The sequence below is a fragment of the Pseudomonas sp. URMO17WK12:I9 genome (assembly GCF_900230165.1).
GTDB classification, from domain to species: Bacteria; Pseudomonadota; Gammaproteobacteria; order Pseudomonadales; family Pseudomonadaceae; genus Aquipseudomonas; species Aquipseudomonas fulva.
In genome coordinates this window covers 177,913-193,359 of sequence record NZ_OCMQ01000003.1, presented here as the reverse complement: position 1 = coordinate 193,359, position 15,447 = coordinate 177,913, and the positions used below count along the sequence as shown (strand labels likewise).

Below are 15,447 nucleotides of genomic sequence, written 5' to 3'. Positions count from 1 at the left end.
GATTGGGTTGGTGTGGGTATTGATAGAGCGCATAGTCCATTTGCGATGGCGACGCTTAATCACCTTTTCGCCCTTACGGCGAGTTACTTTTTGTCAAACGCCACAAAAAGTAACCAAAAAAGGCTGCGCTCCATTCATACGGCCCCTACGCTGCGCTTCGGGGTTCCCTCACTCCGGTCTTGCTCCCGGGAGGACCGCGCTGTAGGCCCCATCCTGGGGCCCAGCGCTTGACAGGCATCCATGCCTGTCACCTCCCTCCGCAAGACCTGCGTTCGGCCTTCTGAAGTCGCGAAGATCAAAAGCAAGAGCAAGAGCAAGAGCAAGAGCAAGAGCAAGAGCAAAAGCAAGAGCAAAAGCAAGAGCAAAAGCAAGAGCAAAAGCAGGATCAAGATCAAGATCAAGATCAAGATCAAGATCAAGATCAAGATCAAGATCAAGATCAAGATCAAGATCAACAGTAAACCGTTAAACTCTCCTTAGTGGAGCCATCTGGGTACGCGTAATGGTTATATTCAGAACAGTGGTCACGATATCTGCTGTGTATCTAGCAACTTGTAGGAGCGGCCTAGTGCCGCGATGGGCCGCAAAGCGGCCCTAAAAGACTCAAACACGAAATAGGAACTTTTGGATTTACTGCGCGGGTCCCCGCGCCGGTCCAGCGCCCCCTACAAGTCCGCTCCATGCCCGCACCACCGCAACGATTGCCAGCCCTGCACCGGCTTACTTAACCAAGCCCGCAAGAGGACAATGCAACACCAGCTTCGCCCCTCCCAGCCGACTTTCACCGATCTCCAAACCAAACCCATGCAAGTCCACGATCGCCGCCACGATGGACAGACCCAAGCCGAAGCCCGCATGCCGATGCCCCTCGTCGCTGCGATAGAACCGCTTGAGCACCGCAGTACGCTCCTGTTCCGCAATGCCAGGTCCCGTGTCTTCCACAGCCAAGTGCACGCCCGTGTCATCTTGGGAGGCTGCGATCTGTACCTGTCCTCCTTCAGGCGTAAACTTGATAGCGTTGCCCACCAGGTTGGCCAGCGCCTCGAACAACAGCTCGCGGTCGCCATGCAGCGCTGCCAGCTGCCCTGGTTGATGCAAGGTCAATTGGATGCCACCGTCCTCCGCCAATGGCAGGTAGAAATCGTGAAGTTCCACCAACAGGTCATGTGGGTCCAGCTGCGTGAACCCTGCACGACGCTGGCGATCTTCCAACTCACTGATCCGCAACAGCCCGCGAAAACGGGCCATTAGCGTATCGGTTTCACCAATGGCTTGGTCCAGCGCCTCCGCCTGGGCGGTATCGGCATCGCTTTGCTGGCGTATGCGGTACAGCTGCGCGCGCAGCCGCGTCAGCGGCGTACGCAGGTCGTGGGCGATGTTATCGCACACACCCTTGACCTCGTGCATCAGGCGCTCGATGCGGTCGAGCATGGCGTTGACGATGGCAGCCAGCATGTCCAACTCATCGCGCCGTGCCGACAGCGGCAAGCGATGGGTCAGGTCGCCCGCCACGATCAGTTCGGCCTGGGCCTGTACCGCACGGATGCGCTTGAGCGGCCTGCGCCTGAGCAGGTACCAACCTGCAAAACCCGGGATCAGCGTCAACGAGATGCCCCACAGCAAGGCGTCGAGGATGATACGTGTGACGACGAACAACGAGCCGTTGTCCCGGAACAACACCAACCAACGGCCATCCTGCACCTTGATCGCCACCGCATCGCAGCTATGGCGCGGCATGTTCGGATCGTCGGCATTCAGGCAGCGCTTGAGCTCGTGAATCTTGCCGTCCAGTGCCAGCTCAGGGGGCAGGGCACGCACACTGCCGCCCAACGGGTTGAGTTGCGCGTCGAACAGGCCATAGGCATCGAAACTGCGTTCTTCGAACGCCTGGCTGGCGATCAGGGCGTCGTCCAGTTGCTTGCCGCTCATGTGCGCGAACAGGTGTTGGCGCTGCAGCATCGAATGCCGGGTGAGTTTGTTCAGGTAGCTGGAAACCTCGAAGTACAGCACCCCCATGAGGATGCTGCTCCAGGCCACGAACAGAAAACTGTAAAGCGCCAGCAGCCGGCTCGTGGACGAACTCCAGCCCTTAGACGGGTTCAGCAATGGCATAACCGGAGCCCCGTACGGTACGGATCAACGGCGACTGGCCAGGCAGGTCGATCTTCTTGCGCAGGCGGCCGATGTGCACGTCAATGAGGTTGGTGCCTGGATCGAAGTGATACCCCCAGACTTCCTCGAAGATCATCATCCGCGTGATGACCTGACCGCTGTGACGCATCAGGTATTCGAGCAGTTTGTACTCGGTGGGGAGCAAATTGAGCGTGTGCTCGCCGCGCCGGGCTTCATGGGTGATGAGGTCCAGCTCCAGGTCGGCCACCTGCAGCTTAGTCTGCGTCATGGGCACACTGTTGCGGCGCAGCAAGACTTCGACGCGCGCTGCCATCTCGTCCGAGGCGAACGGCTTGGTCAAGTAGTCGTCGCCGCCTGCACGCAGGCCCCGCACCCGTTCATCCACGTCCGACAGCGCGCTGATCATCAGAATGGGCGTGGCGATCTTGAGATTGCGTAGGGTGGTGACGATGGTCAGCCCGTCCACCTCCGGCAACATGCGATCAAGGGTGATCAGGTCATAACCGCCGGCGATGGCCTTGGCCAGGCCCTCGCGGCCATTGTCGGCCCAGTCAACGTCCAAGCCATGGCTGTTGAGTTCAGCGACGATTTCCTGACCGGTGACGGCGTCGTCTTCGATGGTGAGTACGCGAGGCATGCGGGTTCCCGGGCATCCAGATGAAAGCCTGATTGTGCCAAAGAACGGCCAGCAGGCGATTTAAGAATAATTCATCTGGCGCCTGTTGCATTGCTTTGCTTGTTTATCGGCTTGCGTGGCACATGGGCAAGCAAGTACGACTCGGCTGTGAGAGGATAGGCCGCATCACAGCCAGGACCCGAACACAGCCTGATGAAGACACCCAAGAGAATCGAACCCCTGATTGAGGACGGCCTGGTCGACGAGGTACTGAGGCCGTTGATGAGTGGCAAGGAGGCCGCCGTGTACGTGGTGCGCTGTGGCAACCAGGTACGCTGCGCCAAAGTGTACAAGGAAGCCAACAAGCGCAGCTTCCGCCAGGCGGCCGAGTATCAGGAAGGGCGCAAGGTGCGAAACAGCCGTCAGGCCCGGGCCATGGCCAAGGGCAGCAAGTACGGGCGCAAGGAGGCCGAGGATGCCTGGCAGAACGCCGAGGTGGCCGCGCTCTTCCGGCTGGCCGGGGCAGGCGTCAGGGTACCCAAGCCCTACGACTTCCAGGATGGCGTGCTGCTCATGGAGCTGGTGACCGATGCCGATGGCAATGCTGCGCCCCGGCTGAACGATGTTTACCTCGAGGCGGACCAGGCGCGGGACTATCACCGGTTCGTGATCAGCCAGATCGTACTGATGCTCTGCTCGGGGCTCGTCCATGGCGACCTCTCGGAGTTCAACGTACTGCTGGGCCCGGACGGGCCGGTGATCATCGACTTGCCTCAGGCAGTGGACGCTGCGGCCAACAACCATGCGTTCAGCATGCTGCAGCGCGATGTGTCGAACATGGCGCACTATTTCGGACGCTTTGCACCTGAGCTGAAAGCCACCCGTTATGCGCAGGAAATGTGGGCCCTGTACGAAGCCGGCGAATTGCGTCCCGACAGTCCGCTCACGGGGTTGTTCGCTGAAGATGAGCAGGCAGCGGACGTGGCGGGGATCATGCGCGAGATCGATGCCGCCCGGCTGGACGATGCCCGCCGCCGTGAAGCGCGAGCCGAGGCCGAGCAGGCGCAACCCCAGGCTCAAGAGCCACCGCCGCCCTGGCTGCGCTGACACATCCAACCTGCCGGTGCGGGCGAACGCCATACATCAGGCTGCGCCGGCCAGGTTTTGGCCCGCGCGACGGTCATTGCCTTTGACGCAAGACAATATCTCGTCATTTGGCCTTTCCAGTGTCGCGGCTCGGGCTTAAGGTATACGCCGTTCATCTTTCTGGAGCTGTCATGTCCACTCTTTTCCCGTCCGTCCGTCCCCGCCGTCTGCGCAAGAGTCAAGCGCTGCGCAGCGTTTTTCAGGAGACCGAGTTCCGCCTCGATGATCTGATCTTGCCGATCTTCGTGGAGGAGGGTATCGATGACTTCGTGCCGATCAAGAGCATGCCTGGGGTCAATCGCATCCCCGAGAAGCTGTTGGCGCAGGAGATCGAGCGTTACGCCCGTGCTGGCATTCGTTCGGTGATGACCTTCGGGGTCTCCCACCATCTGGACGCCGTGGGCAGCGACACCTGGAATGAAAACGGCCTGGTCGCGCGCATGTCGCGGATCTGCAAGGATGCGGTGCCGGAAATGGTCGTGATGTCCGATACCTGCTTCTGCGAATATACCAGCCACGGCCACTGTGGCGTGCTGCATGACCACGGCGTGGACAACGACGCCACCTTGGCCAACCTCGGCAAGCAGGCCGTGATTGCCGCCGCGGCAGGTGCTGATTTCATCGCGCCCTCGGCGGCCATGGACGGGCAGGTCCAGGCAATTCGCAGTGCGCTGGACGGCGCAGGCTTCCATGACACGGCGATCATGGCCTACTCCACCAAGTTTGCCTCTTCCTTGTATGGGCCTTTCCGCGAAGCGGGCGGTACGGCGCTCAAGGGCGACCGCAAGAGCTACCAGATGAACCCCATGAATCGCCGCGAAGCGGTGCGCGAATCACTGCTCGACGAGCAGGAGGGCGCCGACGTACTCATGGTCAAGCCGGCGGGTGCCTACCTGGATGTGATTGCCGACATTCGTAACGCCTCGCGCCTGCCATTGGCGGCCTACCAAGTCAGTGGCGAGTACGCCATGATCAAGTTCGGTGGACTGGCTGGTGCCATCGATGAGGGCCGCGTCATGCGCGAGAGCATTGGGGCGATCAAGCGTGCGGGCGCCGACTTGATCCTGACCTACTTTGCCATGGACCTGGCGCTGGAAGGTATTTGAAAACGTGGTCATTGGGGCTGCGCAGCAGCCCCAATGACCCAGCGCCCTAAAAGCTCGCATCCCTCTTTAAGCCTGCGTTTCACAAAAAAACGCTAAGCGCTGAATTATTTAGTGTCCCTTTGTATCTGATCCCTTAGAGCAGTCACCGTCAGGGATAAATAAATGAAATCTCGCAAGAAAAGGGTTCAGCCGATTGGCCTGAAGGACATCACCATCGTCGATGACGCCAAGATGCGCAAGGCCATTACCGCCGCTGCGCTGGGCAATGCGATGGAGTGGTTCGACTTCGGCGTCTATGGCTTCGTCGCCTATGCCCTGGGCAAAGTGTTCTTCCCCAATGCCGACCCCAGCGTTCAAATGATTGCCGCGCTGGCCACTTTCTCCGTGCCGTTCCTGATCCGACCACTGGGTGGTTTGTTCTTCGGCGCGCTCGGCGACCGTTTCGGGCGACAGAAGATTCTCGCCGCCACCATCGTCATCATGTCCTTGAGCACATTCGCCATTGGCCTGATACCGTCCTATGCCAGTATCGGCATATGGGCGCCGATTCTGCTGTTGCTGGCCAAGATGGCCCAGGGCTTCTCGGTAGGGGGGGAGTACACCGGCGCTTCGATTTTCGTGGCCGAGTATGCGCCTGACCGCAAGCGTGGTTTCCTGGGCAGCTGGTTGGACTTCGGCTCCATCGCCGGCTTCGTACTGGGCGCCGGCGTGGTGGTGATGATCTCCACCGTATTGGGTGAGGAGAAATTCCTCGAGTGGGGCTGGCGCCTGCCGTTCTTCCTGGCCTTGCCACTGGGTATGATCGGCTTGTACCTGCGTCATGCGCTGGAGGAAACCCCAGCCTTCCAGCAGCATGTCGACAAACTGGAGCAAGGTGACCGTGAAGGCCTGGCTTCCGGGCCCAAGGTGTCGTTCAAGGAAGTGGCGACCAAGCACTGGCGTAGCCTGATCACCTGCATCGGCGTGGTGATCGCGACGAACGTCACGTACTACATGCTGCTGACGTACATGCCCAGCTATCTGTCCCACAACCTGCATTACAGCGAAGATCACGGTGTACTGATCATCATCGCGATCATGGTGGGCATGCTGTTCGTGCAGCCGATAATCGGCCTTCTGAGTGACAAGTTTGGCCGTCGGCCCTTCATCATTCTGGGCAGCGTCGGCCTGTTTGCGGCGGCGATTCCTGCCTTCATGCTGATCAACAGCGGCGTGCTGGGCTTGATCTTCGCAGGCCTGCTGCTGATGGCCGTGCTGCTCAACTTCTTCATCGGTGTGATGGCTTCGACCCTGCCAGCGATGTTCCCGACGCATATCCGCTACAGCGCCCTGGCCAGTGCTTTCAACATTTCGGTGCTGATTGCAGGCCTTACCCCGACCCTGGCCGCCTGGCTGGTGGAAAGCTCCGGCAACCTGTACATGCCGGCGTACTACCTGATGGTGATTGCCGTGATCGGTTTCATCACCGGCGTGACCATGAAGGAAACGGCCAACAAGCCGTTGCGTGGCGCGGCGCCAGCGGCCTCCGACATCGATGAGGCGCGCGAGCTGCTTCAGGAGCACCACGACAATATCGAGCAGAAAATCGAAGACATCGATACCCAAATTGCTGAACTGGAGGCCAAGCGCAAGCTGCTGGTGCAGCAGCATCCCCGTATCGACTGATCAGCGAGGCATGTAGCCTCGCTGCCAGGCACGAGGAATGAGCAGCGACACCAGGGTCAGCAGGCAGGTCAAGAGGCAACTGCCGACCATAGCCTGAAGACCCAGGTGTTTCTGCAACCAAGCGCCACAGGCTGCCCCCAGTAACATGCCCAGCCACGGCACCAGTTGCACCCGCCAGCCATGACGGCGAGCGCCCAGCATCCAGTGGCCCAGGCCACGACCAAAGCGCGAAAGGGCACCGGTAACGTAGGTCAGGCCAATCGGCAGACCGTTGACCTGTTCAACCACTGCATTGATCATCCCCATCGCCAATGTGGCGGCCAACAAAGGCACTGAGGTATTCGGCGCGGGCATCATCCCCGCAAACCCGAGCAGAACGGCTACCACCAGCAACACTGGCCAAGCACGGCGCCGGCATGAGTGTGCCAGCACCACACCCAGGGTATTGCCGGCCACGAAGCCCAACAGCGCACCTGCCAGGCGCAGTATCATCGGGCCATCGACGTCATTGATGGCGACGGCAAGGCGGGTGGTGTTGCCGCTCATGAACGATACGAAATCGCCCAAGGCCAACAGACCGATGGCATCGGTCATCCCTGCCAGTACCGACAGGCCGGCCACCAGCCCCAACCCTACGCGGCCTCGTAACCTGTGGACACGATGGCGCTTGGAGGTAGGTGTGGCCGTGGTGGCTGGCAGCATGTGCAGTCCTCGGGTCTACCGTTGCTCGCGGGCCAGGGTGTTACGAATGGTGCGCTCCACGACATCGACCAGCACCATGGTGTGGTGATCGACTTCGATATTGAGCAGGTCGCCTTTCTGATAACGGGTGAACGTGGTCTGGCGCAGGGTTTCTGGAATGAGGTTGATGGTGACCACGTTGTCGTCGATGTCGGCGACGGTAAGGCTGCAGCCATTGACGCCAATAAAGCCACGGGCAAAGACGTACTTGGCCCATTCGGGCGGCATGCGGAACTTGATGTATGCACCGGCGTTGGCGATGGAGATGTCGACGATGTCTGCAGTGGTGGCGATGTGGCCAGCCATGAGGTGGCCGCCCACCTCCGCATTCATTTTTGCCGAGCGCTCGATGTTTACCCCTTGGCCGGGCTGCAGGTTTCGCAGGTTGGTGCGTTCCAGCGTTGCCGTCATGGCGTCGAAGCGCACCTGCGTGCCTTCGATTTCGGTGACCGACAGGCAAGTGCCTTCAACGCTGACACTGGCACCGATCTTCAGATCGTCGAGCAGTGCCGGGGTGAGGTCGATGGTGAACTGGTTGTGGCCAGGGTGACGGGCGATATCAAGCAGAGGGCGGACGGCCTGGACGATGCCGGTGTACATTGCGTTGCTCCTGGGCACAGGTAAGTTGACTTGCGCAAACTATGCCCAGGCGCTTGCAAATGCAAGTCACAGCACCTCAGACGTGGCCACTGCTGTTGACGATGCGCAGGCACAGCGCTTCGTAAGGGTCCAGGTTGACCATCAACCGCCCGTCCTCGGTCAAATCGCCTTCGACCGTTTCGTTGATCATGTCCACCACAGGGCCTGGTGTGAAACCGGTCAGTTGCAGTTCTTCACTGATCTCGTCCTGGCTGAAGTTCAGGGCGGTTATCTGGGTGCCGCGCCCTGCAGGCAGTTCGTGAACCATCACCAGCAGGCCAGGCGAAGTCACATCCGGCACCAGCAGTTGCCGGCTGGTGGCGATGCCATACGCCTGGCGAACCGCGAGCAGCTTCTTGACCTTACTGGCGAACGAGTCACTGCGCTCCAGTTGTTCATCAAGGCTGCCGTACAACGCGCGCGCACGCGGCATGCCCCGCACTGAGGTGTGCGCCTCTGGGTCAAGACCTGCCAGGTCGTAACCGCCGCGATGAATCCAGCGAGTGTCGCCGTCGGTCATTCGCTCAGCCACCGCTTCGCCAGGCAAGGGCAGGGCGCCCACCAGGTCCCAGCCGGATATGGCCACCACCCCAGGCTGCATGGCGTTGTACATCACCAGCAGCAAATGCAGCTTCTGTATCGATTCGACCTGCTCGGGGGTGATGTCGTCAAGCTCACGGATTCCCAGGGCGGCGGTGATCAAGCTGGCCGTGGTGCAGGAGATGCCATTGGTGACGAACCGCAGGTTGTAAGGTGCGTGTTCGCCGGACAGGCGCTCGTAGATCTCCTCGCGGATATGCTCGCGCAGGATGCTGCCTGGCAAGGTCTGGCCCTTGTACAGGTACATGTCATGCGCATGCAGTGTCCAGAAATGCACCAGCTCGACCGTCAACTCGTCATGGTTTTGCAAGGCATGGATCAGCGAGGCCGGGTCGATGCCGAAGGCGTGCATTTCCTTGAACATCAAGCGCAGGAATTCGGTGTCGCCGGTCAGCAGCGCGTGCTGATAGGCCGGTCGGGTAATGAAGTCGTAGGACAGGTCGGCACCGCCGCTGGACATCTGGGCGATGTCATCGAGGGTGAGGTTCAACTCCTGGAAGCTGAACCCTCCTGCCTTGCGGATCATGCCACCGATCAACTGGTTACCAACCAGCGACAAGGGATGGCTTTCCGACCAGGCGGTGCCGCTGGCCCGGGTTTCGACGCCAAGGAAACCGTTGGCATCCAGACGCAAGCCACGTGCGCCCAGGCAGTCCAGGGCGTGCAGGGCATCGCCGATGATCATCTGCTGCGCCGTGAACGTCGGGTCTAGCCAGTTCAGGGAGGGTTGACCGTCCTTGAAATAATGCAGGTAAACCCAGCGGCGGGTTTTGCCATCCACGCCCGTGATCGGCGCCGTGGCACTCCAGTCAGTCTCTTTGACGCCTGGCTCGAAGAAGATCACCCGTTGCAGCTGGCCGACGATATAGTGGCGGGCCTTGAGCTCGTCGCACTGAGCTGGGAGCAGGTTGACCGAATCGCGGCCCTCGGGCACGTCAGGTAGCAGCCCCCAGTCCTCTTCACGGATTTCGACCATGTGGTAGAGGCCAGGGTAGGGCGCCAGCGCCAGCTCGGCCAGACGGAAGTCGGCGCCTTTGCCAGTGTGCGAAGGGATCAGGTCATCGATGGTCACGGCATTGTGGGCAGCGGCCATGCGGCTCATCTGCACCAGTTCCTGCTCGGTACCGTAAAGCGGGTCGATGTCGAAGCTGATACGGTCGAAGTTGCCGTCTACACTCGGCGTAACCTCGCGTCCGCTGATGCCGCCGGAACGCTTGATCGGCCCGGTGTGCACCCCTTGAATACCAATGTCTGACAGACGCTTCCATAGCGCTTCATGGGCCAAGGCACCCAGCACTGAGCATCCATCCGGCGCGATGATCGCATCGGGGTAGACCGTGAGCCAGACGGAGGCGATTTCTGTCGCACGGCGCGGCTGTGCCTGGGCGTAGGGCTGTTGCCACAGGCGCGCTTGCCCGGAGTACAGGCTGGCCCGCTCCTGGGATGCCTTTAGCATGGAGCGTTCTTCAAGCCATTTGACGTATGACGGGTCGGGTTGGGTCATCTCGCGTCCTCTTTGCGTGTCGGCACCGGCTCAGGTTAAGACGGCAGGGCACGCGGAACGTTCGGATCAAGACAGGGTTTGTCGCAGACGCTTTGGTTGCTTGCTGGCAGTCAACCTTCCCGGGAGGACTTGTTGATCTGCTTGCCAGCTTGGGCCGCTACTTCCACGGCCTGGCCGTCACGCTGCTTGCCTTGGCGCGCCAGGCCCTCCAGTTGAGGGATGAGCATCCCTTCTGGCAAATGGCGCCAGAACCGGCCAGGCATATGCAAGCGCAAGGCATTCGGATTCAGGCGGGCGGGGTTGAAGGTATGGCGGTAGTAGGTACGCCACAACTCGGCGCCAGGGTCTTCTGCGTGCTGCGCCCATTGCTGCCAGAGCTCCGGGCAGCGGCGTTGATAGTCGAAATGGCGGCCGTCATAGCGGATGCCATCGCGCGGCGTTGCGATCAGCCACCGCAGCCGTCCCAGTCTGTCGGCAAAATGGGGGCTGGCGCTTTGCAGAATGTCGTGAGCAGGTTCGTGAAAAGCGACCAGGTCCAATTGCAAGTGCTCGACCAGCGCTTCAGGTAGCGGCACGAACCGCAAGAACGCATGCAGATGATGGGCTTCACGGCTGACTTGCTTGATGCGTCGATGCAGCTCGCTGCCCAGCCGATCACCGGCCAGCATCGCCGTGCGGTCGCCGTGGGCGACCCGCCACAGCACGTCGTACAACAGGTTCCACCGCTGCTCGCCGTGATAGCGTGCCGCTTCTTCCAGTTGACCGAGCAAGGCCGCTGGCACCTTTGCCCGAAACGGGCCCGTACCCGCCGGCAGCGTGGTGGTGTCCGCCAGCATGTCGGTCATGGGCCCCTGCGACCAGGTGACTTGCGATGGATCGATGCCATGGCTCAGCAAGGACCTGGCTTGCTCACGCCAGATCCCGAACAGGTCATCGCAATCGAGCGCAATCACCCCCACAGTCCCATTTGAACCGGTGCCTGTGGCTCGCGCAGGCGGGCACGCAGCAGGCTGCTGCGTAGGTCGGCCTGGGCTGGGCGGTAATCGCTGGTCACGATAAAGGGCCGCGCCTTGTCGAGCACGCAGCGCAGCTGAATCAGGTCGTCATAGCGGATACGCCGCTCGCGACGCAAGGCGACCAGGCGCTGCACACTGCGCAGGCCTATCCCTGGAATGCGAGCGAGGAGCGCGGGCTCTGCGCGGTTCACATCCAGCGGGAACACTTCGCGATTGGCCAGTGCCCATGCCAGCTTGGGATCGATATCCAACGCCAGGTTGCCGGTCTGGCCCAACAGCTCGCCGGCTTTATAACCGTATCCACGCAAGAGGAAATCGGCCTGGTACAAGCGGTGTTCACGCAGCAGAGGCGGTGCGGCCAGTGGCACGCTGCCCGGGCTGTCGGGGATAGGGCTGAAGGCTGAGTAGTAGACGCGTTTGAGGCCGTACCCCTGGTACAGCGATTCGGCATTGCGCAGCAATGTGCTGTCGTCGGTACTGTCGGCCCCGACAATAACCTGGGTGCTTTGGCCGGCAGGGGTAAAGCGCGGAGCGCGAGGCTCGTTGGCCACCGCTTGCTGCCCCTGATGAATCACGCCCATGGCTTGACGAATGGTCGACGCTTGTTTTTCCGGTGCCAGGCGCTTGAGGCTGTCGTCGGTGGGCAGCTCGATGTTGACGCTCAAGCGATCGGCCAGGCGGCCTGCTTCTTCGATCAATAGCGGATCGGCGTCCGGAATGGTCTTGAGGTGGATATAGCCACGGAAGTTATGTTCTTCGCGCAGCAATCGCGCCACTCTGATCAGCTGCTCCATGGTGTAGTCGGCAGAGCGAATGATGCCCGAGCTCAGGAACAGGCCACTGATGCAGTTGCGCCGGTAGAAGTCCAAGGTCAGGCGTACCACTTCTTCGGGGCTGAACCGTGCGCGAGGCACATTGCTCGAACGTCGGTTGACGCAATACTGGCAGTCGTACAGGCAAAAGTTGGTAAGCAGAATTTTCAGCAGAGACACGCAGCGACCATCGGGTGTATAGCTGTGGCAAATGCCCATGCCGTTGGTAGCGCCCAAACCATTGCCACCACGCGAGCTGCGTTTTGGCGCACCACTACTGGCGCACGATGCATCGTATTTGGCGGCATCGGCAAGAATGCCCAGTTTGGCGATCAGTTGCATGACTCTTACCTGTCGTACTGAGTATTCATACAGTATTGAGGGCCAGGGTCAATTGCAAGGGTTGAACGCCGCGCGGCGGGGTATCCGAGCAAATTCGTGGGTTATCCGATGAATGGTTGGACAGCGGACGGCTGAGGGATTTAAGTAGTTACCAAAGATTCAGTATGGGCTGATCGATAACGGAAGAGGGCGCCTCAACGGCGCCCTCTGGGGTGAATCAGGCTTCAGCGTCCCACGGACGGTCACCTTTTTCATCCTTCACCCGGGTTGGCAAGCCCATCATGTCCAGCGCCTTGAGGAACGGCTCGGCGGGCAGCTCCTCGACGTTGACCATGCGCTTGGCATCCCACTCGCCGCGGGCGACCAGCAAGGCAGCGGCGACCGGTGGCACGCCCGCAGTGTAGGAAATGCCCTGGCTGTCCGTTTCAGCGTACGCCTCTTCGTGGTCGGCCACGTTGTAGATGAACACTTCACGGGGCTGCCCGTCCTTGGTGCCTTTGACCAGGTCACCGATGCAGGTCTTGCCGGTGTAGCCGGGCGCCAGGGACGCAGGATCAGGCAGCACGGCCTTGACCACTTTAAGCGGTACCACTTCCAGGCCTTCTGCGGTCTTGACTGGCTGCTCGCTGAGCAGGCCCAGGTTTTTCAGGACCGTGAATACATTGATGTAATGCTCGCCGAAACTCATCCAGAATCGGACGTTGGCTACGTTCAGGTTCTTGGAGATGGAGTGCACTTCATCGTGACCGGTGAGGTACAGGTTTTGCGAACCCACCACGGGCAGGTCATCGGTACGCTTGACTTCGAACATGGTGTTGCTGGTCCACTGGCTGTTCTGCCAGCTCCACACCTGCCCGGTGAACTCGCGGAAATTGATTTCCGGGTCGAAGTTGGTGGCAAAGTACTTGCCATGCGAGCCTGCATTGACGTCGAGAATGTCGATAGAATCAATGTGGTCGAAATACTGCTGCTGCGCCAGTTTGGCGTAGCTGTTGACCACACCCGGGTCGAAACCGACGCCGAGAATGGCCGTGATGTTCTTGGCCTGGCACTCTTCGAGGTGTTTCCACTCGTAGTTTCCGTACCATGGCGGGGTTTCACAGATCTTGCCCGGCTCCTCGTGGATAGCGGTATCCAGGTAGGCGACGCCGGTATCGATGCACGCACGTAGCACCGACATGTTCAGGAACGCGGAGCCGACATTGATCACGATTTGCGATTCGGTCTCGCGGATCAACGCTTTGGTTGCCTCGACGTCGAGGGCATTGAGCGAAAAGGCCTGAATGTCGGCGGGTACCTTGAGGCTACCCTTGGCCTTGACGCTGTCGATGATGGCCTGGCATTTGGAGATGTTCCGTGACGCGATGGCAATACGACCCAGTTCGTCGTTATGCTGCGCGCACTTGTGGGCCACCACCTTGGCGACACCTCCTGCACCAATGATAAGAACGTTCTTCTTCAATTTACCTGTTGCTCCTTACAGACGAGGCCTGTCTTACGACAGGCTGGAAACGTAGTCTTCGAAACCGAACTCGCGTACCACCTCGACGCTGCCGTCGAGTTGCTTGACCACGATGGATGGCATCTTCAAACCGTTGAACCAGTTTTTCTTGACCATGGTGTAACCCGCAGCATCCACGAAGGACAGGCGGTCGCCGATCGCCAGCGGGCGTTCGAACTGGTATTCACCGAAAATATCGCCGGCCAGGCAAGACTTGCCGCATACCATGTAGGTGTGCTCGCCGTCGTTGGGCGCCATCTTGGCGTTGAGGCGGTAGATCAGCAGGTCGAGCATGTGCGCTTCGATCGAGCTGTCGACCACGGCCAGGTGCTTACCGTTGTACAGCGTGTCCAGCACAGTCACTTCCAGCGAAGCGCTCTGGGTGATCGCGGCTTCACCTGGCTCCAGGTAGACCTGCACGCCATAGGTCTGCGAGAACGCCTTCAGGCGCGCGCAGAAATCGTCCAGTGCATAGCCTTCGCCGGTGAAGTGGATGCCGCCGCCCAGGCTTACCCATTTCACTTTGTGCAGCAGGTGGCCGAAACGTTCCTCGATACGGGACAGCATCTGATCGAACAAGGCGAAGTCGCCGTTCTCGCAGTTGTTGTGGAACATGAAGCCTGATACCTGATCGATCACGGTCTCGATCTTGGCCGGGTCCCATTCCCCCAGGCGGCTGAACGGGCGCGCCGGGTCGGCCAGCTGATAGTCCGAGCTGCTGACCTGGGGGTTGACGCGCAAACCCCGGACCTTGCCTTCGGACTGCTCGGCGAAGCGTTGCAGCTGGCCGATGGAGTTGAAGATGATCTTGTCGCAGTTCTCGAGCATCTCCTGGACCTCGTCGTCGGCCCACGCCACGCTATAGGCGTGGGTTTCACCGGCGAACTTCTGGCGGCCGAGCTTGAGCTCGTACAGCGAAGACGACGTGGTGCCGTCCATGTACTGCTGCATCAGGTCGAACACCGACCAAGTGGCGAAGCACTTGAGCGCCAGCAGCGCTTTGGCACCCGAGTGTTCGCGCACATAGGCGATCTTCTGCATGTTGCTCAGCAGCTTGGTCTTGTCGATGAGGTAGTACGGCGTATTGATCATTTAGAGGCCCTCGGCAAGGCCGGCCAAAAAAAGGACACGCATTGTGCCTTCACTCGCCGCAGATCGAAAGGGTGCAATTGCATTTCGTCCGGGCAGCGTTGCCGTGACTGAATCTTTTTGCGTTCGGCGTGCTCAGTAGAACAACGACAGATGACACTCTCAATCTTCCCACGCAGGGTGCAAGGAGAAATCGATGAGCAATGCCTTCAAGAAAGGTGACAAGGTGCACTGGAACTCAGAGGCCGGCGTCATACATGGCACCGTCGAGAAAGTGCATACCCAGGATGTCGAATTCATGGGGCGTCAGCGCCATTGCTCAAAGGAGGAGCCACAGTACGAGGTCAAGAGCGACAAGACCGGGCACATGGCCATGCACAAAGAGCAGGCATTGAAGAAGGGCTGAGAACACAGGTTATTGCGTTGGTGCTCAGTTGCCCGTGTGTATCACGGGCTTTTTTATGAGCCGTTTCGTCAGGTGCACTTTGCAGCCGGTGACGCAAGGAGCGGGTTCAGGGCCGCTCCCCGCACCCGCAG

Annotated in this window: 14 protein-coding genes; 5 read left to right on the top strand and 9 right to left on the bottom strand. The window is 60.2% G+C overall.

What is annotated here, in order from left to right:
- The first annotated feature begins 240 nt into the window (after positions 1 to 240).
- Positions 241 to 480 (top strand): hypothetical protein, encoded by a 240-nt coding sequence (locus CRP40_RS21965; protein ID WP_115933575.1) that lies wholly within the window; start codon positions 241 to 243, stop codon positions 478 to 480.
- A gap of 240 nt (positions 481 to 720) precedes the next feature.
- Here CRP40_RS21965 and CRP40_RS08540 read toward each other — a convergent pair whose 3' ends face one another.
- Together CRP40_RS08540 and CRP40_RS08535 are read right to left on the bottom strand one after the other, a co-directional pair.
- A complete protein-coding gene (locus CRP40_RS08540) occupies positions 721 to 2,112 on the bottom strand; it encodes a HAMP domain-containing sensor histidine kinase (RefSeq protein WP_027916477.1) in 1,392 nt (463 codons plus the stop codon).
- The gene (locus CRP40_RS08535) at positions 2,090 to 2,770 is read right to left on the bottom strand and encodes a response regulator transcription factor (RefSeq protein ID WP_027916476.1); all 681 of its coding nucleotides are present in this window, start codon (positions 2,768 to 2,770) and stop codon (positions 2,090 to 2,092) included. Before CRP40_RS08535 ends, CRP40_RS08540 begins: the two co-directional genes overlap by 23 nt.
- Positions 2,771 to 2,962: 192 nt before the next feature.
- On the opposite strand from CRP40_RS08535, the gene CRP40_RS08530 reads away from it, so the two are divergent.
- The 3 genes from CRP40_RS08530 (at position 2,963) to proP (ending at position 6,666) form a co-directional block, all read left to right on the top strand.
- Positions 2,963 to 3,856, top strand: a complete 894-nt coding sequence (locus CRP40_RS08530; RefSeq protein ID WP_027916475.1) for a PA4780 family RIO1-like protein kinase — start codon at positions 2,963 to 2,965, stop codon at positions 3,854 to 3,856.
- Between the two features lie 170 nt (positions 3,857 to 4,026).
- Positions 4,027 to 5,001 (top strand): porphobilinogen synthase, encoded by a 975-nt coding sequence (gene hemB, locus CRP40_RS08525; protein ID WP_027916474.1) that lies wholly within the window; start codon positions 4,027 to 4,029, stop codon positions 4,999 to 5,001.
- 162 nt (positions 5,002 to 5,163) lie between these two features.
- Positions 5,164 to 6,666: a glycine betaine/L-proline transporter ProP gene (gene proP / locus CRP40_RS08520; RefSeq protein WP_027916473.1), complete on the top strand. Its 1,503-nt coding sequence runs from the start codon at positions 5,164 to 5,166 to the stop codon at positions 6,664 to 6,666.
- Here the strand turns inward: proP and CRP40_RS08515 are convergent, their stop codons facing one another.
- From CRP40_RS08515 to nspC, 7 genes are all read right to left on the bottom strand, one after another.
- Positions 6,667 to 7,368, bottom strand: coding sequence for a YoaK family protein (locus CRP40_RS08515; RefSeq protein ID WP_027916472.1), 702 nt, complete (start codon positions 7,366 to 7,368; stop codon positions 6,667 to 6,669). It lies immediately after the preceding gene.
- Positions 7,369 to 7,383: 15 nt separating this feature from the next.
- Positions 7,384 to 8,007, bottom strand: coding sequence for a riboflavin synthase (locus CRP40_RS08510; protein ID WP_027916471.1), 624 nt, complete (start codon positions 8,005 to 8,007; stop codon positions 7,384 to 7,386).
- 76 nt (positions 8,008 to 8,083) lie between these two features.
- Complete coding sequence (gene treS, locus CRP40_RS08505) at positions 8,084 to 10,150, bottom strand: maltose alpha-D-glucosyltransferase (protein WP_027916470.1); 2,067 nt, start codon at positions 10,148 to 10,150, stop codon at positions 8,084 to 8,086.
- A gap of 110 nt (positions 10,151 to 10,260) precedes the next feature.
- Positions 10,261 to 11,109 (bottom strand): TIGR03915 family putative DNA repair protein, encoded by an 849-nt coding sequence (locus CRP40_RS08500; RefSeq protein ID WP_027916469.1) that lies wholly within the window; start codon positions 11,107 to 11,109, stop codon positions 10,261 to 10,263.
- Complete coding sequence (locus CRP40_RS08495) at positions 11,100 to 12,320, bottom strand: putative DNA modification/repair radical SAM protein (RefSeq protein WP_023533877.1); 1,221 nt, start codon at positions 12,318 to 12,320, stop codon at positions 11,100 to 11,102. Before CRP40_RS08495 ends, CRP40_RS08500 begins: the two co-directional genes overlap by 10 nt.
- A gap of 217 nt (positions 12,321 to 12,537) precedes the next feature.
- Positions 12,538 to 13,782, bottom strand: a complete 1,245-nt coding sequence (locus CRP40_RS08490) for a saccharopine dehydrogenase family protein (RefSeq protein WP_027916468.1) — start codon at positions 13,780 to 13,782, stop codon at positions 12,538 to 12,540.
- Positions 13,783 to 13,815: 33 nt separating this feature from the next.
- Entirely contained in the window at positions 13,816 to 14,913 is a 1,098-nt protein-coding gene (gene nspC / locus CRP40_RS08485) for a carboxynorspermidine decarboxylase (RefSeq protein ID WP_027916467.1), read from the bottom strand.
- A gap of 193 nt (positions 14,914 to 15,106) precedes the next feature.
- Between nspC and CRP40_RS08480 the strand changes: the two genes are divergently transcribed.
- Positions 15,107 to 15,316 carry a DUF2945 domain-containing protein gene (locus CRP40_RS08480; RefSeq protein ID WP_027916466.1) on the top strand — a complete coding sequence of 70 codons (210 nt, stop codon included), beginning with the start codon at positions 15,107 to 15,109 and terminating at the stop codon, positions 15,314 to 15,316.
- Positions 15,317 to 15,447 lie beyond the last annotated feature (131 nt).

Excerpts from the sequence above, each read along its gene's own strand:
- CRP40_RS21965 (WP_115933575.1), top strand. The coding sequence starts at position 241 with ATGCCTGTCACCTCCCTCCGCAAGACCTGCGTTCGGCCTTCTGAAGTC.
- CRP40_RS08540 (WP_027916477.1), bottom strand. The coding sequence starts at position 2,112 with ATGCCATTGCTGAACCCGTCTAAGGGCTGGAGTTCGTCCACGAGCCGG.
- CRP40_RS08535 (WP_027916476.1), bottom strand. The coding sequence starts at position 2,770 with ATGCCTCGCGTACTCACCATCGAAGACGACGCCGTCACCGGTCAGGAA.
- CRP40_RS08530 (WP_027916475.1), top strand. The coding sequence starts at position 2,963 with ATGAAGACACCCAAGAGAATCGAACCCCTGATTGAGGACGGCCTGGTC.
- hemB (WP_027916474.1), top strand. The coding sequence starts at position 4,027 with ATGTCCACTCTTTTCCCGTCCGTCCGTCCCCGCCGTCTGCGCAAGAGT.
- proP (WP_027916473.1), top strand. The coding sequence starts at position 5,164 with ATGAAATCTCGCAAGAAAAGGGTTCAGCCGATTGGCCTGAAGGACATC.
- CRP40_RS08515 (WP_027916472.1), bottom strand. The coding sequence starts at position 7,368 with ATGCTGCCAGCCACCACGGCCACACCTACCTCCAAGCGCCATCGTGTC.
- CRP40_RS08510 (WP_027916471.1), bottom strand. The coding sequence starts at position 8,007 with ATGTACACCGGCATCGTCCAGGCCGTCCGCCCTCTGCTTGATATCGCC.
- treS (WP_027916470.1), bottom strand. The coding sequence starts at position 10,150 with ATGACCCAACCCGACCCGTCATACGTCAAATGGCTTGAAGAACGCTCC.
- CRP40_RS08495 (WP_023533877.1), bottom strand. The coding sequence starts at position 12,320 with ATGCAACTGATCGCCAAACTGGGCATTCTTGCCGATGCCGCCAAATAC.
- nspC (WP_027916467.1), bottom strand. The coding sequence starts at position 14,913 with ATGATCAATACGCCGTACTACCTCATCGACAAGACCAAGCTGCTGAGC.
- CRP40_RS08480 (WP_027916466.1), top strand. The coding sequence starts at position 15,107 with ATGAGCAATGCCTTCAAGAAAGGTGACAAGGTGCACTGGAACTCAGAG.